Here is a 21,652-nt window from a genome sequence, read left to right on the forward strand (position 1 = left end):
CGCGGCCATCTCCACAACCGCGGATTCGGAGATGAGCAACAGAATCGGATGCCGGGGCTCTCGGCATCCGATTCTGTTGCGTTGGTCCGCTTCTGATGCGCGCCGGGTCGCCGCGGAGAGGGGGCGGTGCGGGCGCGTCAGCGGGACAGGTGCAGGCCCTGCGCGATCGCGCGGAGGATCGCCGTCTCGACGCGCGGCCACTGGTGCACGACCTCGGCGTACGTGAAGCGGAGCACCGTGTAGCCGTGGGCGGTCAGTTCGCGATCGTGGTGCAGGTCGCGGCCGCGGTCGGCGGCCGAGGAGTGGAAGGCATAGCCGTCGAGCTGGGTGACGAGCCGGTTCCCGATGAGGCCGTCGACGCGGTGTCCGAGCAGCAGCACCTGCTGGCGCACCGTCACACCGAACGCGCGGATCCGCGAGGCGAAGAGCGTTTCGATGCCCGAGTCGCTCAGACCCGTGACGTCGGCGGCCACCCGCCGCGCGTCGGGGGTGCGCCAGCGGTACCGCCGCAGCACCGGGAGCGGCAGCCGCTCGAGGCGGACGGCCGACTCCCACACCACCAGCGCGTCCTCGTACGGCAGACACCCGGCGATGTGCGCGAGGGCGTCGGGCACCGACTCCACGAGGGTGTGCGGGTGCGACGGCACCATCGGCGCATCCCAGTGCATCACCGCCGCGTCGTCGCCCCGCGGCCGGTGTGCGTGAGCGCGGACGTGCAGGTGCGGCCGGAGCGTCGTGGCCGGCGGCATCCACCACCCTCGATGCTTCGCGGCGGAGACGCACGCCAGTCGGGCGCTGACCTCGACGGCCTGCACCAGGGCTTGCGGGGCCGCGGACGTCGCCACCCAGTAACGGCGCACGCGGCGCACTTCCCCCGCCGCGATGGCTGCCCGCAACGCAGCGGGGCGGATGCCGGCATCGAGCACCACCTGTCGATGCACGATGCCGCCACCCGCCGCCACCAGCTCCCCGATCCCCACCGTGTCAGCCTCGCCCACCGCGCACGGCCGCGGACACATCTGCGGGCGATCGTGCATAACCTGCTCGTGTCCGCTCCTGGGGAGGAGCCTCCGCCAGAGGAGCGGATGCGGACCAGATGAACAGATGCGGATGCCGAGGCGTGCGGCATCCGCATCTGTTGCTCATCTCCGCATCTGTTCAAGCGGGTCAAGCGGGTCAAACCGCGGCGATCAGTCGGATGCCGTGTCGAGGTCGACCTCGAAGGTCTCGCTGCGCCCGTCGGGGGTCGTCACGACCACCTCCCGCGTGCCGGAGCCGCCGGGGAACACCCGCAGCTCGAGGCCGTCGAGGTAGTCATAATCCGGACGGTCTTCGCGTGCGCCCCACGCCAGCACGGCGCCGGGGCGCACGTACAGCGGCAGGGTCTCGAATCCATGGTTCTCGCGGCGCCACCGCCCGCCGGTGACGTGCTCGCCGCTCAGCAGCGAGGTCCACTCGCCGTCCGGCAGGTAGAACTCCACCTCCCCGCTCGCCGACATCACCGGCGCGACCAGCAGCGACGGGCCGAGCATGTACTGGCGATCCAGGTAGGCGACGGCCGGGTCATCCGGGAACTCCAGGGCCATCGGACGCAGCAGGGGGATGCCGGTGCGCGCGGCATCCACGCCGAGCTGATGCAGGTAGGGCATGAGCTGGTGATCACGATAGAGCGGTCGGCGTCGCCGACGCAAGAGTTTTGTGGAGATTGGCAACAAACAGAGCGGCGAGCGGCTTCTCGCCACGCCACCGTGCTGCTCTTAGAAGCGGACCTCGGCGATGACCTCGCCGAACTCGGTCTCACCGACCGGCGTGAACCCGACCCTCCGGAAGAACGCGTCGGGGCCGCCCTGCCCCTCCTCGTAGATCACGTGGACGTGATCCATGCCGCGGGTGCGGGCTTCTTCCAGCAGCTGCTCCACGGCGAAGCGGCCGACGCCGCGGCCCTGGTCGTCGGCGTCGACGTTGATGCGCCACAGCACGGAGCGGAAGTGCTCGTGCAGGGCGTCGGGGTCGAAGTTGGCGCTCACGAAGCCCACGACCTCGTCGCCGTCGAGCACCACGCGCTGCCAGGCAGTGCTGGGGTTTGCCACCGTGCCCGCGACGGCATAGCTGGTGGGGGCGAGATACTGCTCCTGCCCCGGCTTGAGCGACATCGTGTTGACGGCGACGATCGTCGCGGCGGACAGTTCCTCGAGGCGCAGCTCGGTCATGCCCTCAGGCTACCCCGGGGGAAAGCGCGGGGGGCACCCTCCGAATGGTGAGAAAACCCCCAGCGCTGCGCGTGCGCAAGAGGATGCCGAGGAGCGGGGCGAGAATTATCTTGACGTCAAGATAGTTTCTGTCGATGCGATAGCCTGGAGGCGACCCCGCGACGCTCACCACGACGCCCACGACGACGCTCACGACGGAGAGATCACACGTGCCCGAGTCCACCATCATCTACACCCACACCGACGAGGCGCCGGCGCTGGCGACGGCGTCCTTCCTGCCGATCGTGAAGGCGTTCGCCGGGCAGGCCGGAGTCGAGATCGACACCCGCGACATCTCGCTCGCTGGCCGCATCCTCGCCGCCTTCCCGCAGCGTCTTGCGCCCGAGCAGCAGGTCGGCGACGCCCTGGCCGAGCTCGGTGGACTCGCCACCCTTCCCGAGGCCAACATCATCAAGCTGCCGAACATCTCGGCATCCATTCCGCAGCTGAAGGCCGCGATCGCGGAACTGCAGTCGCAGGGCTACGACATCCCCGACTATCCCGACGACGCGTCCACGGTCGAGGAGAAGGACATCCGCGCCCGCTACGACCGCATCAAGGGCTCCGCGGTGAACCCCGTGCTGCGCGAGGGCAACAGCGACCGCCGCGCACCGCTCGCGGTCAAGAACTACGCCAAGAAGCACCCGCACCGCAACAAGCCCTTCCCGGCCGGGTCCAAGACCCGCGTCGCCACCATGGGGCACGACGACTTCAAGAGCAACGAGAAGAGCTGGATCGCCGCGCACGACGACGTCCTGAGCATCCGACACACCGCCGCCGACGGCACGGTCACGGTTCTCAAGGAAGGGCTGAAGGTGCTGCCGCGCGAGGTCGTCGACGCCACGTTCCTCTCCGCGAAGGCTCTCGACGCCTTCCTCGCCGACACGATCGCGCAGGCCAAGGCCGAGAACGTGCTGTACTCCGTGCACCTGAAGGCCACGATGATGAAGGTCAGCGACCCGATCATCTTCGGCCACGTCGTCCGCGCGTTCTTCGCCGACGTCTTCGACGCGTACGGAGAGCAGCTCGCCGCGGCGGGTCTCAACGGCAACAACGGACTCGGCTCGATCCTCGCCGGCCTCGGCGAGCTCGCCGACGGCGAGGCGATCTCCGCCCGCATCGCACAGGACCTCGAGACCGGCCCCCGCCTCAGCTACGTCAACAGCGACAAGGGCATCACCAACCTGCACGTGCCCTCCGACGTCATCGTCGATGCGTCGATGCCCGCTCTCGTGCGCAACGGCGGCAAGCTGTGGGGCGCCGACGGCGCCGAAGACGACACCATCGCGGTCATCCCCGACTCGTCGTACGCCGGTGTCTACCAGGCCGTGATCGACGACGTCATCGCCAACGGCCCCCTCGACCCGGCGACGATCGGCACGGTGCCGAACGTCGGCCTCATGGCCCAGGCCGCTGAGGAGTACGGCAGCCACGACAAGACCTTCGAGATCCCGGCCGACGGTGTCGTCGAAGTGCTCGACTCCGCCGGCACGGTGCTCATCGAGCACCACGTCGAGAAGGGTGACATCTGGCGCGCGACCCAGGCCAAGCACATCGCGATCATGGACTGGGTGCGCCTCGCCGTCACGCGGGCCCGCGCGACCGGCGTTCCCGCCGTCTTCTGGCTCGACGTCAACCGCGCCCACGACGCCCAGCTCATCGGCAAGGTGCACCAGGCGCTCGCGACGCTCGACACCGGCGACATCACGATCGTGGTCCTCCCGCCCGAGGAGGCGACGCGGTACACGCTGGCGCGCCTGCGCAAGGGCGAGGACACCATCTCGGTCACCGGCAACGTGCTCCGCGACTACCTCACTGACCTCTTCCCGATCCTCGAGGTCGGCACGTCGGCGAAGATGCTCTCGATCGTCCCGCTCCTGGCCGGCGGCGGCCTCTTCGAGACGGGCGCGGGCGGTTCCGCGCCGAAGCATGTGCAGCAGCTGCTCGAGGAGGACTACCTGCGATGGGACTCGCTCGGCGAGTTCTTCGCGCTGGCGGCATCCTTGGAGCACCTCGCCGAGTTCACCGGCAACGCGAAGGCCAAGATCCTCGCCGACACGCTGGATGCCGCGACCGGCACCTTCCTCGAGGAAGACCGTTCGCCCGGCCGCTCGCTCGGAACGATCGACAACCGCGGCAGCCACTTCTACCTCGGTCTGTACTGGGCCCAGGAGCTGGCCCGCCAGACGGCGGACGCCGACCTCGCCGCCGCGTTCGCGCCGGTGGCGGAGAAGCTGGCGGCCGCGGAGCAGCAGATCGTGGCAGAGCTGAATGGCGTGCAGGGACACCCGGTCGACATCGGCGGGTACTACCACCCCGACGTGGCCAAGGTCGCCGCGGTGATGCGCCCCTCCGGGACGCTCAACGCGGTCATCGACGCGCTCTGATCCACAGGCGGATACGAGAAGACGGCCCGGGGTGATACCCGGGCCGTTCTCGTTGCGGCGTGCGCGGCGAGCCGAAACGCGTCGCGAGCGTCAGTCGTGGATCCAGACGTCGACTCCCGTCGGCGACCAGTCGTAGATCTGCTTTGCGCGGTAGTTCGGCATGCCCACGCAGCCGTGGCTCTGAGGTGTGCCGAAGTTGTTGTGCCAGTAGACCCCGTGGAACGCCTCATCGCCGTTGAAGTACATGACCCACTCGACGTTGGGCACGTCGTAGTTCCAGTACGGGTTGTTCGGATCGGTGCTCGTCATCGTCTGCGAGCGGATGTGGCTGTTGATGCGGAAATGGCCCGTGTACGTCGGAGACTGCGCGACGCCGCTGGAGATCGGCCACGAGTCGACGACGCCGCCGTTCTCCTTCAGATACAGCATCTGCTCGCTGAGGTTCACCTCGAGCAGGCGCTGCAGCGTGACGGTGGATGCCGGGGTCAAGGTCACCGGCAGGACGAAAGCGGCCTTGCCTGCCGTCAGCTGCGCGGCGAACTCCTTCGCCACCGCGCTCGTGTCGCCGAGCGTGCGGCCATCGGCGCCGGGGACGCTGGTCTCGAGCACCGTTCCGTCGGAGTTGGTGATGACGGTGCCGTTGGCGGGGGCGCGGTTGACGGCCGCGGGCAGTGCATCGACGGAAGCCTGGATCTTGGCGGCATCCGCGCTGATGGAGAACGTTCCCGATGCGTCGGGCGTGATCTTCAGCCACGACGCGGCCGTGGCCGGGTCGACCGGCACGGTGCGCTCCTCGCCGACGTAGAAGCCGATCGTCTGCAGCATGGCGTTGAGCTGATCGGCGGTGGACTGGGCCTTCTCGCTGCTGGCCGGTGCGGCGACCGGCACGGGGGAGGCCGAGACGGTCACGGTGCCGGTTCCCGCGACGAACGCGTCGTGGAGGGCCGCGGCGATCGCGTCGACGTCGAGACCCGTGCCCGGGACGGCCGGCGTGACGGCGTAGGACGTGCCGGTGAAAGACACCTGCGCCGGGACCGAAGCCGTGAAGGCGGACGGCAGTGCAGCGCGGAGGGCGGCGTCGGCCCGGTTGGCATCGAGCGTCACGGGCGCGTCCAGACTGTCGCCGAACCACTGCGTGACGTTCCACATCGGCCGCGCGTCGAAGGCCGATTCGGCGAGGCCGCGGGCATCGACGGCCGCGCCGAGCTGCGCGGCGGTGACGGTCGGACCACCGTCGCCGAGGACGATCGTGGTCGCGCCCAGGCGCTGGTTGATCGCGTCGGTGGCGGCACCCGCGGTCATGAAGCCCACCGGCACTCCGGCGACGGCCGTTCCGGGGGCGATGAGCACGAGCGATGCGGTGGCGACTCCCGCGGCCAGGAGTGCGGCCGGGACGCCGATCCACAACCACAGTCGTCGCTTGCGCTGGGGCGAGGGTTCTGCGGGTGCCCACTGCACGGGAGGGGCGTCTTCGGGTGGCAGCTGTGCACCGTCGATCGCGTCGATCGGGCCGTCCAGGACGGCGGTCGCGGCGGTCGCGGGGCTCGCTGAGGAGGCGTCGGGCGAACCCTCTGCCTCTCGTCCCGTTGCAGGATCGGTCACCGAAACACCCCCGTGTTCTGCGCGGCCGCGCTCTCTTATGGTACGGGATGGACGCCGATCGCCGGCAGAGGTATCCATCGGCGGCTGCCGACGCGCGTGCCGAGGGTCAGGGGGTCGGGCACGCGGCGGCGAACGCGCTCAGTGCCGACTGGATCTGCGCGGCGGCGCTCTGCAGCGACGCCAGGCGGGAGAGGTCGCCGCCCGCGATGGCGGACAGGTCGGCGGATGCCGTCGTGAAGCCCGATCGCAGCGGCGGCAGCAGATCGGCGACGCTGCGGTTGCCCACCTCTTGCGCGGCGTCGTCGAGACGGGCGGCGACCTCGTCGAATGCCGTCACCGCCGACGACGGGTCGCCGGGGTCGAGGCGTTGCACCTGGGCGGCGGCGTCCTGGACGCTCGCGCGGACCGTCTCGCACGCCTGGCTCGTCGTCTGGGTGTCGCCGCCCGACGGCGCGGGGCCCGTCCCGCCGTCGGCGGCGCACCCGGCGAGGCCGGCCATCGCGGTGACGGTCAGCAAGATAGCGGCGATGCGGCGGGTCCGTGTCGTGACGGTCAACAAGCTCTCTCCTCTGGGCGGGCGTCGCGCAATGTAACAGTTTTGTAAATCGTCCTTCCGAATCCGCGCCGACGCTTGTGGATGCGGCTTTCGTAAGGTCTACTAACAAACATGTCCGGATCTGATCTCCCGCGTGGCGCCGTCGATGCGGCACCGCCGGCCCGCTCCGTCGTGCCGGGCCGCGCACTGCGCCATGCGGCGAAGGTGCTGCCGGAGCATGCGCGGGCGCACAATCGCGCCCTCGTGCTGCAGACCCTCTTCCACCAGGGTGCCATGAGTCGCGCGGACCTTTCCCGTGAGACGGGTCTGACCCGGGTGACGATCTCCGATCTGGTCGCCGAGCTCATCGACGACGGCTACGTGGCCGAACGCGGGATGCGCGAGGTGACGGGGCCGGGAAAGCCCGCGATCCTCGTCGACCTCGACCGGGACGGCCATCGCATCGTCGGGCTCGACCTCTCGGGCTCCGATCGTTTCCTCGGCGCGATCCTCACGCTCGACGGAGAGATCGTCGCGCGTCAGGACGTGACGGTACCGGCGGACCCCGCCGACATCCTCGGCGCCGTCATGGAGCTCGCGCGTGGCCTCGTGGCCGACGCGCACGCGCCGGTCCTCGGCGTCGGCGTCGGCAGCCCCGGCATCGTGGACGATCGCGGCGTCGTTCTCACGGCGCCGAACTTCGGATGGCAGGGCGTCGACCTGGAAGGCGCTCTGCGTGCCGACCTGGGGCTGCCGGTGCTCGTCGCCAACGACGCCAATGCGGCCGTGCTGGCGGAGTACACCTTCGGCGGAGCCGCCGACGACGTGCTGCTGGTCCGCGTGGGCCGAGGCGTCGGGTCAGGCCTGCTCGCCGGCGGCCAGCCCATGGCCGGCAGTCGTTTCGCCGCCGGAGAGATCGGTCACGTCACCGTCGGCACGGACGGCGGCCCGCGCTGCGTGTGCGGCAAGGTCGGCTGCCTCGAGGCCTGGCTGTCGGTTCCGGCCCTGGACGCACGCGTGGCCGAGCCCGGCGCGGACCGCGATGCCGTGCTGCGCGACGCCGGCGAGCGCCTCGGCATCGCCCTCGCCCCGATCGTGGGCGTGCTCGATCTGTCGGAGATCATCCTCTCCGGCAGGCCCGATCTTCTCGACGCAACCCTCGCGACCGCGACCGTCGAGACTCTGCGCACGCGGACGCTCGCCTCGTTCCACGACGGCGTCCAGGTGCGGATGACGGCGCAGGGGGAGGACATCGTCCTCCGCGGCGCGGCCGTCATGGTCCTGTCCGGACAACTCGGGGTGTCCTGACCCCATCACCGCGGGGCACTGCGCCCCGACACCACCAAGAGAGACAAAGGAAGACACCATGAACAAGAAGCTCGGCGCCTTCGCGCTCCTCGGCGTTTCGGCTGTCGTTCTCGCCGGCTGCGCGGCCGGAGACTCGGGCGGCAACGACGCCTCCGGCACTCCGGCGCCGGCCCAGCTGCGCGTGTGGTTGAACGGCACCGACACGCCGCAGGATGCCCGCGACTATCTCGTGAAGACCTTCGAAGCCCAGAATCCGGGCTCGACGCTCGTCATCGAGGAGCAGCAGTGGACGGGCCTGGTCGACAAGCTCACCACGAGCCTGTCTTCCAACGACACGCCCGACATCGTCGAGATGGGCAACACCCAGTCGCCCGCGTTCACCTCCAGCGGAGCACTGCTGGACATCTCCGACATCAAGGACACCATCGGCGGCGACGACCTGCTGCCCGGCTTCGTGGAGGCCGGCTCGTGGGACGGCAAGCTGTACGCCGCGCCGTACTACTCCGGCGCCCGCATCGTGTTCTACAACACGGCCCAGTACGCCACCGCCGGCGTGCAGGTGCCCACGACCCTCGACGAGTACGTGGCCAACGGCGAGAAGCTCGCGCAGGCCCTGCCCGGGGTCTCGGGGGTCTACTTCCCGGGCAAGGACTGGTACAACACGCTGCCCTTCATCTGGGAGAACGGCGGCGAGATCGCCGTGCAGAAGGACGGCAAGTGGGAGGCGCAGATGTCCAGCGACGCCTCGGTCAAGGGCATCGAGCAGGTGCAGCAGCTGATGACCACGGCCTCGCTCGCCCCGAAGGACGGCGACGAGACCGAAGCCTGGGTTCCGTTCCGCACCGAGAAGGCAGCCACCCTGTCGGCGCCCAGCTGGGCGTACTGGTCGATCGTCGCCGATGAGAACAAGGCCGACACCGCCCTGACCAAGACCGTGGGCTTCTACGCGCTGCCGGGCAAGAACGGAGGCGCCGCGCAGGTGTTCGCGGGCGGCTCCAACATCGGCATCTCCGCCAAGTCGGCCCACCCCGAGCTTGCCAAGAGCGCGCTGGAGATCATGCTCAGCGACGACTACCAGACGCTGCTGGCCAAGGCCGGCCTCGTGCCGGCCAAGAAGTCGCTCGGCAGCCAGGTCGCCGCGGCGACTCCGGAACTCGCGAAGATCATCTCGGATGCCGCCGCGAACGCGAAGCTGACGCCGGCCTCGCCGAAGTGGGCGGACGTGGAGGCGAAGGGCCTGCTGCAGGACTTCTTCGTCCAGGTCGCGGCCGGCGGTGACGTCAAGACGCTCGCCACGGCTCTCGACGAGCGGATCGACTCCATCCTCAACAGCTGAGCCCGCTCGACCCGTCTGCGTGTCGACTCGTCGCTGCGCTCCTCGCTCAACGACCGGCGGTGGTATCGCCTCCCCGGTCGTTGAGCGGGCGCCGCGAGTCGAGATGCCCCCGACACCCACGAAAGGAGAGCCGGCATGACCACCGCTCACGCGCCCGCGGCATCTCCGCGTCGTCGGCGCCGCGACCGCACGCCGCTGGTCCTGTTGCTGCCCGCCCTGGCGATGCTGCTGGTCTTCATCGGCTGGCCTCTGGTGCAGCTGATCGTCATGTCGTTCCAGAAGTACGGGCGCGAGCAGATCTTCGGCAAGCCGCCCACCTTCGTCTGGTTCGACAACTACGTGCGTGTGCTGACCGACTCCGAGTTCTGGGTCGTCCTGGCCCGCAGCTTCGGGCTGATGGTGGTCTGCGCCGCCGCCACGATGGTGCTCGGGATCGCGATAGCCCTGATGATGACCTCACTCGGACGCGTGATGCGCACCGTCGTCTCGGTGGGGCTGCTGCTGGCCTGGGCGATGCCCGCGCTCACCGGCACCATCGTGTGGGGCTGGATCTTCGACACGTCCTACGGCCTCGTCAACTACGCGCTGACGCGGATCACCGGGCAGAACTGGTTCGGACACAGCTGGCTGTCCGACCCCCTCAGCTTCTTCGGCGTCGCGGCGATCATCATCACGTGGGGCGCGATCCCGTTCGTCGCGTTCTCCACCTACGCCGGACTCTCGCAGGTTCCCGACGAGGTGCTGGAGGCGGCATCCCTCGACGGGTCGGGCGCGTGGCAGCGGTTCCGCTTCATCGTCGTGCCCTACATCCGCTCGATCCTCGTCGTGCTGCTCATCCTGCAGGTGATCTGGGACCTGCGCGTGTTCGCACAGATCTATGCGCTGCAGACCGTCGGCGGCATCCGCGCCGACACGAACACCATCGGCGTCTACATCTACAGCGTCTCGATGGCCACCGGCGATCTCGGTTCGGGAGGGGCGATCTCGGTGATCCTCGTCGTCGTGCTGCTCGCCATCTCCGCCTACTACATCCGCACCATGCTGACCTCGGAGGACGACGGATGAGCGCCCGCACGAGACGCGCCGCCGGGCGTGTGCTCCTCAACCTCGCCGCCGTCGTCGTCTTCGTCTGCTCGGTCTTCCCGGTCTACTGGATGGTCAACACCGCCTTCCTGCCCGGCTCGGCCGTCAAGAGCGAGACGCCGCACTTCTGGCCCGACCAGTTCACCCTGCAGAGCTTCCGCGCGGCCTGGGACGGCGGGTTCATGCCGGCGCTGTGGATCTCGCTGGCCGTCACCGTGCTCACCGTCGCCGCGGCCCTGGTCTTCGCCTTCCTCGCCGCCATCGCCATCTCGCGGTACCGCTTCCGTTCCCGCAAGAGCTTCATCGTCGCGATCCTCGTGATCCAGATGATCCCCGCCGAGGCGATGATCATCTCGACCTTCCGCGTGCTCGACGGCTGGCACCTGCTGAACACCGTGATCGGACTGTCGGCGGTCTACATCGCCATGGTGCTGCCCTTCACGATCTGGACCCTGCGCGGGTTCGTCAACGGCATCCCCGCCGACCTCGAGGAGGCGGCGATGATCGACGGGTGCAGCAGGGCACAGGCCTTCTGGCGCGTGACCTTCCCGCTGCTCGCGCCGGGACTGGTCTCCACCGGGATCTTCGCGTTCATCCAAGCGTGGAACGAGTTCATCTTCGCCCTCGTGATCATGACCCGCCCCGAGGCGCAGACGCTTCCCATCTGGCTGCGCAGCTTCGTCCAGGCGACGAAGGCGACCGACTGGGCCGTCGTCATGGCCGGCTCGACCCTCATGGCCATTCCGGTGATCATCTTCTTCCTCATCGTGCAGGGCAAGATGACCAGCGGTCTCGTGTCGGGAGCGGTGAAGGGCTGATGCGACTCGGATTCGACGTCGGGGGCACCAAGACCGACGCCGTGGTCGTCGCGTCATCCGGCCCGCGCGGCGGCGACGCGTCGGATCAGCGGATCCTCGCTCGTGTGCGCCGGGCGACCGGGTGGGGCGCGGATGCGGTGATCACGACGATCCTCGACGCGGTGGACGAGCTGGCTGCCGCCGTCGCCATGCCCCCTGCCGCCTTCACCTCGCTCGGCGTCGGGATGCCGGGGCAGGTCGCTCCGGGAGGCGCGGTGGTCGCCCATGCGGTGAACCTCGGCATCGACGAGCTCGATCTGGCCCTCGCACTCGGGCCGCGCCTGGGCATTCCGGTGCGGGCCGAGAACGACGTCAAGGCCGCTGCCGTCGGTGCCGCGGTGCTGCGCGGTGCGGACACGCTGCCGTCGATGGCGTACCTCAATCTCGGCACCGGCATCGCCGCCGGGTTCGTGCACGGCGGCCGACTCTGGCGAGGCGTCCACGGAGCCGCGGGGGAGGTCGGACATATCTCCGTCGATCCGACGGGACCCCTTTGCCGCTGCGGACAGCGCGGCTGCATCGAGGCCTTCAGCGGGGGAGCCGCCGTCGCGGAGCGATGGGGCCGGCCCGCGGAGCTGCCCGTGCGCGACGTGTTCGACGCCGCCGACGCCGGCGACCCGCTCGCCGTGCAGCTGCGCCGAGGGCTCGCGTACGGCGTCGCGTCGGCGGTCCGCGTGATCGTGCTGTCCACCGATGTCGACGCCGTGGTGCTCGGGGGAGGCGTCACGGCACTGGGCGACCGTATGCTGAGGCCGGTGCTCGCCGAACTGGACTCCAGCGCCGCGGCATCCCCGTTCCTGCGGTCGCTGCGGCTCAGCGAGCGCGTCGATCTGCTGCCGTCGGGATCGCCCGCCGCAGCACTGGGCGCCGCCATCCTCGGCGCCGAATCCGAGCAGGAGGCTGTTTTCCATGGCTGAAGTCGTCATCGTCCCCTCGGCCGCGGATGCCGGGGCGCTCGTCGCCGACGAGATCGTCCGCCTCATCGCGGCACGCCCGGACGCGGTGCTGGGGCTGGCGACCGGGTCGACTCCGCTCCCCGTCTACGAGGCGCTGCGGCCCCGGCTCGCCGGCACCGACGTGTCGCGGGTGCGCGGGTTCGCCCTGGACGAGTACGTGGGCATCGACCCGCGGCATCCGCAGAGCTACCGCTCCGTCATCACGACGGAGGTGGTCGAGCCGCTCGGCCTCGATCCCGAGCGCATCCACACGCCGAACGGTGATCTGGCGAGCATCGCGCACGCCGGAGAGGACTACGAGCGGGCCATCGCCGACGCGGGCGGCATCGACCTGCAGATCCTCGGGATCGGCACCTCCGGTCACATCGGCTTCAACGAGCCCGGCTCCTCCTTCGCATCGCGGACGCGCGTGAAGACGCTCATCGAGCAGACGCGACGCGACAACGCCCGCTTCTTCGACACGATCGACGACGTGCCGATGCACTGCATCACGCAGGGGCTCGGCACGATCCTGTCGGCGCGTCACCTGTTCCTCCTCGCCTTCGGTGAGAGCAAGGCTGCGGCCGTCGCGGGCGCCGTCGAAGGCCCCGTGACCTCGTCGCTGCCGGGCTCGGCGATCCAGCTGCACCCGCACGTGACCGTCGTGGTCGACGAGGCCGCGGCATCCCGCCTGGAGCACGCCGACTACTACCGCTACGCCTACGCGAACAAGCCGGCCTGGCAGGGTCTCTGACGGCGCTCATCCGTCCCCTCTCGCCGGTAGGCGTCGGCGAAAGCGACATGACGGGACGGACGAGCGGCGGTAGGGTCGGGCCATGACGGATGCCGAGATCCGAAAGCCCGTGCCCGCATGGATCTGGGGCGGCGCGCTGCTCGCCGCCAGTGCGGTGGTGCCGACGGCGGTGCGGGCCGTGGCGCCGGGAGGCCTCGGCTCGGGTGTCGCGATCGTGACGGCGGTGCTGTTCGCGGCATCCCTCCTCGTGTTCGCCTTCGGGCTGCGTGGGCAGGGATCGATCGTCGCACGGCGTCCACCGGGCATGGCGGCGCTGCTCGTGCTCGCGGTCCTCCCGCCGGTCGTCGAGCTGGCGCTGTCGGCCCTGGCGACCGGGCAGGACATCTCACTCCTGCAGATCTTGTCGTTCACGCAGCTGGCCGTCACCGCCGCCGCGGCGCTGGTCGCCGTGGTCGCGATCGGGCGCGCCGCCGTCGTGCCGCGGCCGTGGCAGTGGGCGCCCGCCTGGGGGCTCGCGGTGATCGTCGCGACCTCGGCGCTGCCCCAGATCGCGCTCGTCGGGGCCTCGGGTCAAGACCCGCAGGGGCTCCTGTGGCTGTTCGCGCTCGGGTCGCTCGTGATCCTCACCGTGCCGCTGGCGCTGGGGATCCTCGCCATGGTGCTCGGCGCGCGCGGGCAGGCCGCTCCGAGCCCGCAGATCTACCCGCCGGCCGTCTGAGCGGTCCCACTCAGTCGGTGAAGACCTTGCCCGGATTCAGGATGCCGAGGGGGTCGAACACCCGGGTGATCTGGCGCTGCAGCTGCCACTGATCCTCGCCGAGCTCGTCGACGAGCCAGCGGCGCTTGAGCACGCCGACCCCGTGTTCGCCGGTGAGGGTGCCGCCGAGGCGCAGGGCCGCGCGGAACAGCTCGTCGGCGGCGCGCCAGATGATCTCGGGAACCTCCTCGCCGTCGAAGACGAAGTTGGGGTGCAGGTTGCCGTCGCCCGCGTGGCAGACGGTCGGGATCACGAGGTCGTAGGCGCGCTCGATGCGCGCGATCTCGTCGAACATCGCGGGAAGGGCGCTGCGGGGAACCGACACGTCCTCGATCAGTGTCGTGCCCATCGCCTCCATGGCCGGATGCATCGAGCGGCGGATGGTCCACAGCAGCTCGGCCTCGGCGTCGTCCACAGCCCGTGCGCGGCGAGGACGTCGTTGAGGTCGGCGTTGAGGATGCCGGGCTCGACAACCGCCAGCAGGTCGTCGGCCCGCACCTCCAGGATGCGGTCCATTCCGCGCATCGACAGCACGATCTCGCCGGCACCGGCGTTCGCGCCGCCCGCCAGCCCCGTGCCCGCGCCGCGGATCACGACGGGTGTGCCCGTCGCGGACGCGATGCGCATCGTCGCCTGGACGTCGGCGACGGATGCCGCGTGCACGATCGCCACCGGCGAGCCGGCGGCCGCGTGGCCGGACTTGTCCGCGCGGGCGGCGTCGAGGGCGGCGGGATCCGTGTCGATGCGGTCGGCGAGCTCGGCGGTGAGCAGGTCGAGGACGGCGCTCACGATCGGGCGCGGCTCACGCGGCGAGTCGGCGTCGACCCGAGACCAGTCCGACGGTCACGGCGACCACCGCGTACGCCAGGCCGATCCACGCGTTGCCGCTCGTCCACCAGACGATCGTCGCGGAGGCGTAGACGAGCAGTTCGACGAGCGCCCGCACGAACGGGTGCACGACGAACACGGCGCGCGGTGAGACGAACAGAGCCCAGAGCAGGATCGCGATCAACGGAGCGCCGATGCCGGCCACGATGTTCCACGGGAACGGCCAGGCGGTGAAGCCCCAGACCGCCAGGGTGACGAAGGCGAACAGTTCGCAGAGGAAGGCGAGGACATCCACCGCATCCAGCGCAGGGCGCACGCCGGCCGGACGTGCGGCGGCACCGTCGGCCGATCGCGGGGCCTCGGGGGCGGCGGGACGGACGTGCGGCAGTTCGGACATTCCGCCAGTTTACGCGGCGGGGCTGTGACTCACGTTGGCCGTCAGCCGACGAGGCGCCAGATGTCGGTGACGGTGGCCGGGCCGGCGGCGCCTGCCATGTACGCAATCGAGATCTTCGTGAACCAGAAGTCGAGGACGGTGCCCTCGATCGTGACCTCTGCGGTGCCTTCGGCGGACAGGGTGACCCGCGCTCGCTCAACGTCGCCGAACTTCACCGTCACCGTGCTGCCGGGTGCGCCGTCGGGAAGGACCGGTGTGGGTTCCGGAGTCGGTGTCGGGGTGGGAGTCACGGAGCGATCCGTGGCCAGGACCGGAAGCGCGGGATCTCGGGGGAGGACCTGCGCGGTACCGGTGGAGGGGCTTCTCTCGTCCGGTGCCCGCGGTCAGACGCGGATGCCGTCGACCCACACCGTCCGCACCCGGAGGTGCTCGTCGAGCAGCACGACGTCGGCGACACGACCGCTCTCGACGACGCCGAACCGGTCGTCGACGCCGATAGCACGCGCGGGAATGCGGGTCAGCGCGTCGACGGCGCTCGTCAGCGCGATGCCGTGGCCGACGGCGAGCCGCAGGGCAGCGTCCTGGGTGAGCGTCGAGCCCGCGATGGCGCCGCCGTCATCGAGCCGTGCGGTGCCGGCGGTGACCGTCACGGCGAGCCCGCCGAGCTCGTAGTGCCCGTCGGCGGCGCCGGCGGCCGCCATCGCGTCGGTGATGAGCGCGACCCGACCCGGCGCCTGCGTGAACGCCAGCGCGACGACGTCCGGATGCACGTGCACCCCGTCGGCGATGATCTCCAGCGTCACCCGCTCGTCGCGGAGCGCGGCCACCACCGGCCCGGGTTCGCGGTGGTGGATGCCGGGCATGGCGTTGAACGCGTGCGTGAGGATCGTCGCGCCGGCGTCGAAGGCGGCGAAGGCGTCGTCCGCGGTGGCGTTCGTGTGGCCGACCGCCACCGCGACACCCGCGGCGACGAACTGCGACACCGCCGCCAGCGCGCCCGGCAGCTCGGGTGCGAGGGTGACCTGCCGCACGGTGCCGCGCCCGGCGTCGAGCAGCCGTCCCACGGCCGCGGCATCGGGCGGGCGGAGCAGGCTGAGTGTGTGAGCGCCCTTGTGTCCGGGATCGAGGAACGGCCCTTCGAGGTGGGAGCCGAGGATCGTCGCGTCGCGCTCGACGAGATCGGCGATGACGCCGGCGCGGGCGGCGAGATGGTCGAGCGATGCCGTGACGAGCGAAAGCACCGCGCGGGTCGTCCCGTGCGCACGGTGCACGGCCCGCGCCGTGGCGATGGCCTCGGCGCCGTCATCGAACGAGGCGCCCCCGCCGCCGTGACCGTGGATGTCGATGAACCCGGGAGCGAGCACCCCTCCCGCGGCGTCGATCACCTGGCCCGCCCTCAGGGTGCGCCACGTCGTGCCCGTGCCGCGGCCGTCGATGACCCCGTCGGTGAAGGCGATCCAGGCGTCGGGGGTGAGTGTTCCGGCGGTGACCAGTTGCGCCGAGTGGATGACGGTGGTCATGTGTTGTCCCCTTGCACGGTGATCGGCTCCGCGGGTGTCCAATCGATCTCGGACAGCGCGGTGAAGCGGATGCCGAGTGACCTCCACAGCGGCCCGAGCCCGCCCACGCGGGCCCGGAAGGACTCCCATGTTCGCAGAGGGAGGGCTCCCAGCGCCGGGGACCACGCCGCTTCTGCAGCGGCGGCGATGCGCGGGAAGGCGAGGGCGTCGATGTCGGCGGATGTGCGGACGGTCTCGCTCCACAGCGGCGCCTCCACGCCGAGAATCTGCGCCTGATCGATGCCGTCGATGACGGCAGTCGGCTCCCACTCGTAGGAGCGGCGGGCACTGGTCACTCCACGCGCCCACGTCAGCCCGAGTGGCGAGTCGGGGTCGAACTTCATGTCGAGGTAGATCGCGTCGGCGGGTGAGAGGATGACGCGTCCGCCGCGGCGGACGAAGCCCCGGGTCTTCTCGTCCATGCCGTCGGTCGGCGACACGAAACCCCAGTACTGTCCGATGGTTCCCTCCGCGAGGCCGCCGCAGACGCCGGCCTCGTGCCAGGCGATGGCGGTCTTGCCGGTCTCGGCCACCAGCCGCGAGACGCGTGCGATGTAGCGGTCGTAATCCTCGGCATCCGTCCCCAGCGCCTCGTCGCCGCCGATGTGCAGGTACGGACCGGGAGTGAGAGCCGCCAACTCGGTGAGGACGTCGGCGAGGAAGGTGTACGTCGCCTCGTCGCGGATCCGCAACGACGAGAAGCCCACGCCGATGCCTTCGTAGGCGACGCCGCCGAGCGGGAGGGCGCTGCCGTCCTCTTCCGACTGCCGCCGCAGCTGCGCGCTCACCACCGGCGGTGCGCACAGCTCGGGGTAGGCGAGGGAGATGGCGTGGGTGTGACTGGGACCGTCGATCTCGGGCACGACGATCATGTGGTGGCGGCCGGCGTACGCGACGATGGCGCGGTAGTCCTCGTGCGTGTAGAAGCCGCCGCCGTCGGCGCCGACCGAGCTCGTGGCGGACTTCTCGGTGAGCCGGGGGCGGGAGTGCATCTGGATGCGCCATCCCTGGTCGTCGGTCAGGTGCAGGTGCAGGGCGTTGAACTTCAAGCCGGCGGCGCGGTCGATGTAGCCGCACACCGTCGCGACATCGAGGAAGTGACGGGCGACGTCGAGCATGACGCCGCGATACGCGAAGCGGGGGGTGTCCTCGATCTCCATCGCCGCAATCCGCCAGCCCGAGGCGTCTGTCGTGATCGCCTGCACGAGCGTCTGCACGCCGTAGAAGAGGCCCGCCGCATCGGCGCCGGCCACGTGCACGGCGCCGGCGTCGCTGCTCAGCCGGTACGACTCGGCGGGCCCGTCGTGCTCGAGGCTCAATCGGAGGTGTGGCTCCTGGCCGTTCGCGGGTGTCGGGGCGGCGAGGCGGATGCCGGTGCGCGCCGCGATCAGCCGGCGGAGCTCCGCGGCGGCGTCGGCGACTCCCGCGGCATCCGTCGTCATCACGAGTGCGACGTCGCTCGCGAGGAGGAAGGGGCTGCCCTCGTCGAGGGTCAGCCGCGCGGGTGCGGGGACGAGGCAGGGCTGCGACACGGTGTCTCCATTCTGCGTGGCGGCCGGGGATCGGGCCCAGCGGCAGCGGCCCGAGCCTGCGGCGGTGATGTAAGGAGTCCTAACAAATCCGATAACGCCAGCCTAGCCGTGTGCCGGCGGCGTCGCATCCGATATGCTCGCACTGTCGCGACTGGCGTTGAGGTGGGTCACCATCGGGGAGCGGCGAACACGGCAATCGACCGCACGCCTGGGCCGGCCTTCGTTTGATACACCGGCGTGCGCCCGGCGCACACCGGCATCCACCCGACGAATGGCAGGAGACCGTCATGACCGATCCGTACTTCAACGCCCCGCTCGCCGAGGTCGACCCCGAGATCGCGCAGGTTCTCGAGCGCGAGCTCGACCGTCAGCGCGGCTACCTCGAGATGATCGCCTCGGAGAACTTCGTTCCCGTCTCGGTGCTGCAGTCGCAGGGCTCCGTGCTGACGAACAAGTATGCCGAGGGCTACCCCGGCCGCCGCTACTACGGCGGCTGCGAAGAGGTGGACGTCGCCGAGGAGCTCGCCATCCAGCGCGCCAAGGCGCTGTTCGGCGCCGAGTTCGCGAACGTCCAGCCACACTCGGGAGCCTCCGCCAACGCCGCGGTGCTCCACGCCATCGCTCGCCCCGGCGACACCCTGCTGGGTCTCTCGCTCGATCACGGCGGGCACCTCACGCACGGCATGAAGATCAACTTCTCCGGCCGGCTCTACAACATCGTCGCCTACGGCGTCGACCCTGAGACCTCGACGATCGACATGGACGAGGTCGAGCGCCTCGCCGTCGAGCACCAGCCGAAGGTCATCATCGCCGGCTGGTCGGCTTACCCGCGTCAGCTCGACTTCGCGCGCTTCCGCGCCATCGCCGACAAGGTGGGCGCGCTGCTGTGGGTCGACATGGCGCACTTCGCCGGCCTCGTCGCGGCGGGCCTGCACCCCTCCCCGGTGCCGCACGCGCACGTCGTGAGCTCCACGGTGCACAAGACGATCGGCGGCCCGCGCTCGGGCTTCATCCTGACCAACGACGCCGACCTCGCGAAGAAGCTCAACTCGGCCGTCTTCCCGGGCCAGCAGGGCGGTCCGCTCATGCACGTGATCGCCGCGAAGGCGACCGCGTTCAAGCTCGCCGCGACCCCGGAGTTCAAGGAGCGCCAGGAGCGCGTCGTGCGCGGTGCGGCGATCCTCGCCGAGCGCCTCTCGCACCAGGACGTGAAGGATGCCGGGATCTCCGTCCGCTCCGGCGGTACTGACGTGCACCTCGTGCTCGTCGACCTCCGCGACGCCGCGATCGACGGCAAGCAGGCCGAAGACCTGCTGCACGAGATCCACATCACCGTCAACCGCAACGCGGTGCCCAACGACCCGCGTCCGCCCATGGTGACCTCGGGCCTGCGGATCGGCACCCCGGCGCTCGCGACCCGCGGCTTCGGCGACGCGGAGTTCACCGAGGTCGCCGACATCATCGCGCTGGCGCTGCTGCCGGACGCCGACGTCGAGTCGCTGCGCACGCGCGTGGCCGCCCTGACCGCCGCCTTCCCGCTGTACCCCGGCCTCACGCAGTAACCCGCCCGCGGCATTCCCCGCCCGCGCGGGTGCGCCGCGGCATCCACGGTCCGCGAGACACCGCCTGCGCACCGAGACACGCGCCGTTGACGCGTGTCTCGGTGCGGGAACCGTGTCTCGCGGGGAGAACACGGAGGAGACAACGCATGACTGCACACAAGCTCGACGGCCGCGCGACGGCCGCGGCCATCAAGGCGGAGCTCGCCGAACGCGTCGCGAAGCTGAAGGCCGTGGGGGTCACCCCCGGCATCGCGACCGTGCTGGTGGGGGCCGACCCGGCATCGCAGCTGTACGTCGGGATGAAGCATCGCGAGTCCGAGGCGATCGGCATGAACTCGATCCAGGTCGAGCTGCCGGCCGACGCCACACAGGCCGACGTCGAAGCCGCGATCGATCGCCTCAACGCCGACCCGACCTGCCACGGCTACATCGTGCAGCTGCCGCTGCCGCGGCACATCGACACCGATCGCATCCTCGAGCGGATCGATCCGGCCAAGGATGCCGACGGCCTGCACCCGACCAACCTCGGCAAGCTCGTGCTCAACGTCAACGACGAGATCACCTCGCCGCTGCCGTGCACGCCGCGCGCCGTGATCGAGCTGCTGGAGCGCAACGGCTTCGCCCTCGCGGGAACGCATGTCGTGGTCGTCGGCCGTGGCGTCACCATCGGCCGCTCGATCGGGCTGCTGCTGACGCGGCGCGCGGTGAACGCGACGGTCACGCTCACCCACACCGGCACGCGCGACCTGCCGTCGTACCTGCGCCAGGCCGACGTGATCGTCGGCGCCGCGGGCGTCAAGCACCTCGTGCGCCCCGAGGACGTGAAGCCCGGCGCTGCCGTGCTCGACGTCGGCGTGACCCGCGAGAGCGACCCCGAGACCGGCAAGGCGAAGGTCTACGGCGACATCGCCCCGGGCGTCGAGGACGTCGCCGGCTGGCTCTCGCCGAACCCCGGCGGCGTCGGGCCGATGACCGTCGCCCTGCTCATGACCAACGTCGTCGAGGCGGCCGAGCGCAGCATCCGGACCTGACCGTCGGCGGAGCGCGGATGCCGCGGCATCCGTCCCTGCACAGCGGGAGCGTCAGCCGCGCGATCCGCGCAGGTGCTCCTGGACGAGCGCGTCGTGCTCCTCGTCGCTCAGCGCGTCGTAGCCGGCCGCCTCGACGCGGTCGCGGCGTCCCCACCGCACCAGCAGGATGATCAGGATGGGAACGTCGGCGACTTCGGCGATGAACCAGAGCAGATCGCCGGCGAGGTGCTGATCGTGCAGCGGATTCGGCCACCACGCCGCACCCGCGGCGGCTGCCACGCCGTCGACGACCGTGTCGTTCAGGCGCAGCAGGATGCCGGGGAGCGAGTCGATCACGAGTTCCACGAAGGCCAAGAGGAACTCCACCGCGAGGAACGTGCTGGTGTGGATGCCGGTGAGCGCCATCAGGGGAACGACCAGCAGCAGCCCGACGACGAGGGAGACGAGCCCGAGCGCCTCGCCGATCAGGGGGGAGGTGCGGAGAACTCCCGCGAGGGGTGTCAGGAACACGCAGAAGATCGCCGCGACGAAGATCGTCGCGAACATCGCATTGCCCAGCACGCGGAACACGCGGCCGTCCAGGGCCGCGTCAAGGCGCTGCCGAGCGGCATCCGACAGGCCCGCGCGCAGCAGATCGAGCGGACGGCCGAGGGAGATGAGACCCGGGACGGCGATGAGCAGCAGCGCGATGCGGGCGACGAACGCCCAGCGGAGCTCGGCCGACCACGTGCCGAGGAAGCCGAGTTCCACCACGGCGTACGAGCCGAGCCCGAGGGCGAAGAAGAGCACCGTGCGGTGGGGCGGCCAGGAGGTGCCGCGTCGCCGTGCGCGTCGCACCCCGAGGGCGTAGAGCAACGCCGCGCCGACCAGGACCGCGATCGTGACGGGGTCGGCGCGCCAGGTCGTGAGCAGGGCATCGATGGGAGGCGTGGGCCCAGCT

22 protein-coding genes and 1 riboswitch are annotated in these 21,652 nt (G+C 70.5%); of the genes, 10 read left to right on the forward strand and 12 right to left on the reverse strand.

Features of this window, described 5'->3' with window-relative positions:
* Positions 1-137: 137 nt before the first annotated feature.
* The 3 genes from JOE53_RS01965 to JOE53_RS01975 form a co-directional block, all read right to left on the reverse strand.
* The gene (locus JOE53_RS01965; RefSeq protein ID WP_271171008.1) at positions 138-980 is read right to left on the reverse strand and encodes an endonuclease domain-containing protein; all 843 of its coding nucleotides are present in this window, start codon (positions 978-980) and stop codon (positions 138-140) included.
* A 210-nt stretch (positions 981-1,190) separates the two neighbouring features.
* Positions 1,191-1,649, reverse strand: a complete 459-nt coding sequence (locus JOE53_RS01970) for a TIM-barrel domain-containing protein (protein WP_309297564.1) — start codon at positions 1,647-1,649, stop codon at positions 1,191-1,193.
* 108 nt (positions 1,650-1,757) lie between these two features.
* The gene (locus tag JOE53_RS01975; protein WP_204946605.1) at positions 1,758-2,210 is read right to left on the reverse strand and encodes a GNAT family N-acetyltransferase; all 453 of its coding nucleotides are present in this window, start codon (positions 2,208-2,210) and stop codon (positions 1,758-1,760) included.
* Between the two features lie 209 nt (positions 2,211-2,419).
* On the opposite strand from JOE53_RS01975, the gene JOE53_RS01980 reads away from it, so the two are divergent.
* Positions 2,420-4,636 carry an NADP-dependent isocitrate dehydrogenase gene (locus JOE53_RS01980; RefSeq protein WP_204946606.1) on the forward strand — a complete coding sequence of 739 codons (2,217 nt, stop codon included), beginning with the start codon at positions 2,420-2,422 and terminating at the stop codon, positions 4,634-4,636.
* A 90-nt stretch (positions 4,637-4,726) separates the two neighbouring features.
* Here the strand turns inward: JOE53_RS01980 and JOE53_RS01985 are convergent, their stop codons facing one another.
* Positions 4,727-6,238 carry a L,D-transpeptidase family protein gene (locus JOE53_RS01985; protein WP_204946607.1) on the reverse strand — a complete coding sequence of 504 codons (1,512 nt, stop codon included), beginning with the start codon at positions 6,236-6,238 and terminating at the stop codon, positions 4,727-4,729.
* Between the two features lie 106 nt (positions 6,239-6,344).
* Entirely contained in the window at positions 6,345-6,794 is a 450-nt protein-coding gene (locus JOE53_RS01990) for a hypothetical protein (protein ID WP_233449459.1), read from the reverse strand.
* Positions 6,795-6,905: 111 nt separating this feature from the next.
* Here JOE53_RS01990 and JOE53_RS01995 point away from each other — a divergent pair, with 111 nt between their 5' ends.
* The 7 genes from JOE53_RS01995 (at position 6,906) to JOE53_RS02025 (ending at position 13,764) form a co-directional block, all read left to right on the forward strand.
* Entirely contained in the window at positions 6,906-8,081 is a 1,176-nt protein-coding gene (locus tag JOE53_RS01995) for an ROK family transcriptional regulator (protein WP_204946609.1), read from the forward strand.
* A 58-nt stretch (positions 8,082-8,139) separates the two neighbouring features.
* On the forward strand, positions 8,140-9,417 hold the full coding sequence (locus JOE53_RS02000) for an extracellular solute-binding protein (protein ID WP_204946610.1): 1,278 nt from the start codon (positions 8,140-8,142) through the stop codon (positions 9,415-9,417).
* Positions 9,418-9,552: 135 nt separating this feature from the next.
* The gene (locus JOE53_RS02005) at positions 9,553-10,482 is read left to right on the forward strand and encodes a carbohydrate ABC transporter permease (RefSeq protein ID WP_204946611.1); all 930 of its coding nucleotides are present in this window, start codon (positions 9,553-9,555) and stop codon (positions 10,480-10,482) included.
* A complete protein-coding gene (locus JOE53_RS02010) occupies positions 10,479-11,318 on the forward strand; it encodes a carbohydrate ABC transporter permease (protein ID WP_204946612.1) in 840 nt (279 codons plus the stop codon). The genes JOE53_RS02005 and JOE53_RS02010 overlap by 4 nt, the downstream gene beginning before the upstream one ends.
* Positions 11,318-12,274 (forward strand): ROK family protein, encoded by a 957-nt coding sequence (locus tag JOE53_RS02015; protein WP_204946613.1) that lies wholly within the window; start codon positions 11,318-11,320, stop codon positions 12,272-12,274. Before JOE53_RS02010 ends, JOE53_RS02015 begins: the two co-directional genes overlap by 1 nt.
* The gene (locus JOE53_RS02020; RefSeq protein ID WP_204946614.1) at positions 12,267-13,046 is read left to right on the forward strand and encodes a glucosamine-6-phosphate deaminase; all 780 of its coding nucleotides are present in this window, start codon (positions 12,267-12,269) and stop codon (positions 13,044-13,046) included. Before JOE53_RS02015 ends, JOE53_RS02020 begins: the two co-directional genes overlap by 8 nt.
* Positions 13,047-13,128: 82 nt before the next feature.
* On the forward strand, positions 13,129-13,764 hold the full coding sequence (locus tag JOE53_RS02025) for a hypothetical protein (RefSeq protein ID WP_121191122.1): 636 nt from the start codon (positions 13,129-13,131) through the stop codon (positions 13,762-13,764).
* A 10-nt stretch (positions 13,765-13,774) separates the two neighbouring features.
* Here JOE53_RS02025 and JOE53_RS15065 read toward each other — a convergent pair whose 3' ends face one another.
* The 6 genes from JOE53_RS15065 to JOE53_RS02050 form a co-directional block, all read right to left on the reverse strand.
* Positions 13,775-14,173 carry an FAD-binding oxidoreductase gene (locus tag JOE53_RS15065; RefSeq protein ID WP_309297563.1) on the reverse strand — a complete coding sequence of 133 codons (399 nt, stop codon included), beginning with the start codon at positions 14,171-14,173 and terminating at the stop codon, positions 13,775-13,777.
* Positions 14,137-14,592 (reverse strand): FAD-binding oxidoreductase, encoded by a 456-nt coding sequence (locus JOE53_RS15070; protein WP_309297562.1) that lies wholly within the window; start codon positions 14,590-14,592, stop codon positions 14,137-14,139. Before JOE53_RS15070 ends, JOE53_RS15065 begins: the two co-directional genes overlap by 37 nt.
* A 13-nt stretch (positions 14,593-14,605) precedes the next feature.
* Positions 14,606-15,028 (reverse strand): YrdB family protein, encoded by a 423-nt coding sequence (locus tag JOE53_RS02035; RefSeq protein ID WP_204946615.1) that lies wholly within the window; start codon positions 15,026-15,028, stop codon positions 14,606-14,608.
* A gap of 41 nt (positions 15,029-15,069) precedes the next feature.
* The gene (locus JOE53_RS02040; RefSeq protein ID WP_204946616.1) at positions 15,070-15,318 is read right to left on the reverse strand and encodes a hypothetical protein; all 249 of its coding nucleotides are present in this window, start codon (positions 15,316-15,318) and stop codon (positions 15,070-15,072) included.
* A gap of 93 nt (positions 15,319-15,411) precedes the next feature.
* Positions 15,412-16,548, reverse strand: coding sequence for an N-acetylglucosamine-6-phosphate deacetylase (gene nagA / locus JOE53_RS02045; protein ID WP_204946617.1), 1,137 nt, complete (start codon positions 16,546-16,548; stop codon positions 15,412-15,414).
* Entirely contained in the window at positions 16,545-18,119 is a 1,575-nt protein-coding gene (locus JOE53_RS02050) for a family 20 glycosylhydrolase (protein ID WP_204946618.1), read from the reverse strand. The genes nagA and JOE53_RS02050 overlap by 4 nt, the downstream gene beginning before the upstream one ends.
* Before the next feature lie 137 nt (positions 18,120-18,256).
* A riboswitch (ZMP/ZTP riboswitch) is annotated at positions 18,257-18,340 on the forward strand.
* A 66-nt stretch (positions 18,341-18,406) separates the two neighbouring features.
* On the opposite strand from JOE53_RS02050, the gene glyA reads away from it, so the two are divergent.
* On the forward strand, positions 18,407-19,681 hold the full coding sequence (glyA, locus tag JOE53_RS02055; RefSeq protein WP_204946619.1) for a serine hydroxymethyltransferase: 1,275 nt from the start codon (positions 18,407-18,409) through the stop codon (positions 19,679-19,681).
* A gap of 146 nt (positions 19,682-19,827) precedes the next feature.
* Positions 19,828-20,712: a bifunctional methylenetetrahydrofolate dehydrogenase/methenyltetrahydrofolate cyclohydrolase gene (locus JOE53_RS02060; RefSeq protein ID WP_204946620.1), complete on the forward strand. Its 885-nt coding sequence runs from the start codon at positions 19,828-19,830 to the stop codon at positions 20,710-20,712.
* Between the two features lie 51 nt (positions 20,713-20,763).
* Here JOE53_RS02060 and JOE53_RS02065 read toward each other — a convergent pair whose 3' ends face one another.
* On the reverse strand, positions 20,764-21,567 hold the full coding sequence (locus tag JOE53_RS02065) for a cytochrome c oxidase assembly protein (RefSeq protein WP_233449460.1): 804 nt from the start codon (positions 21,565-21,567) through the stop codon (positions 20,764-20,766).
* Positions 21,568-21,652: the final 85 nt, after the last annotated feature.

The sequence above is a fragment of the Microbacterium laevaniformans genome (assembly GCF_016907555.1).
In the GTDB taxonomy this organism is placed as follows: domain Bacteria; phylum Actinomycetota; class Actinomycetes; order Actinomycetales; family Microbacteriaceae; genus Microbacterium; species Microbacterium laevaniformans.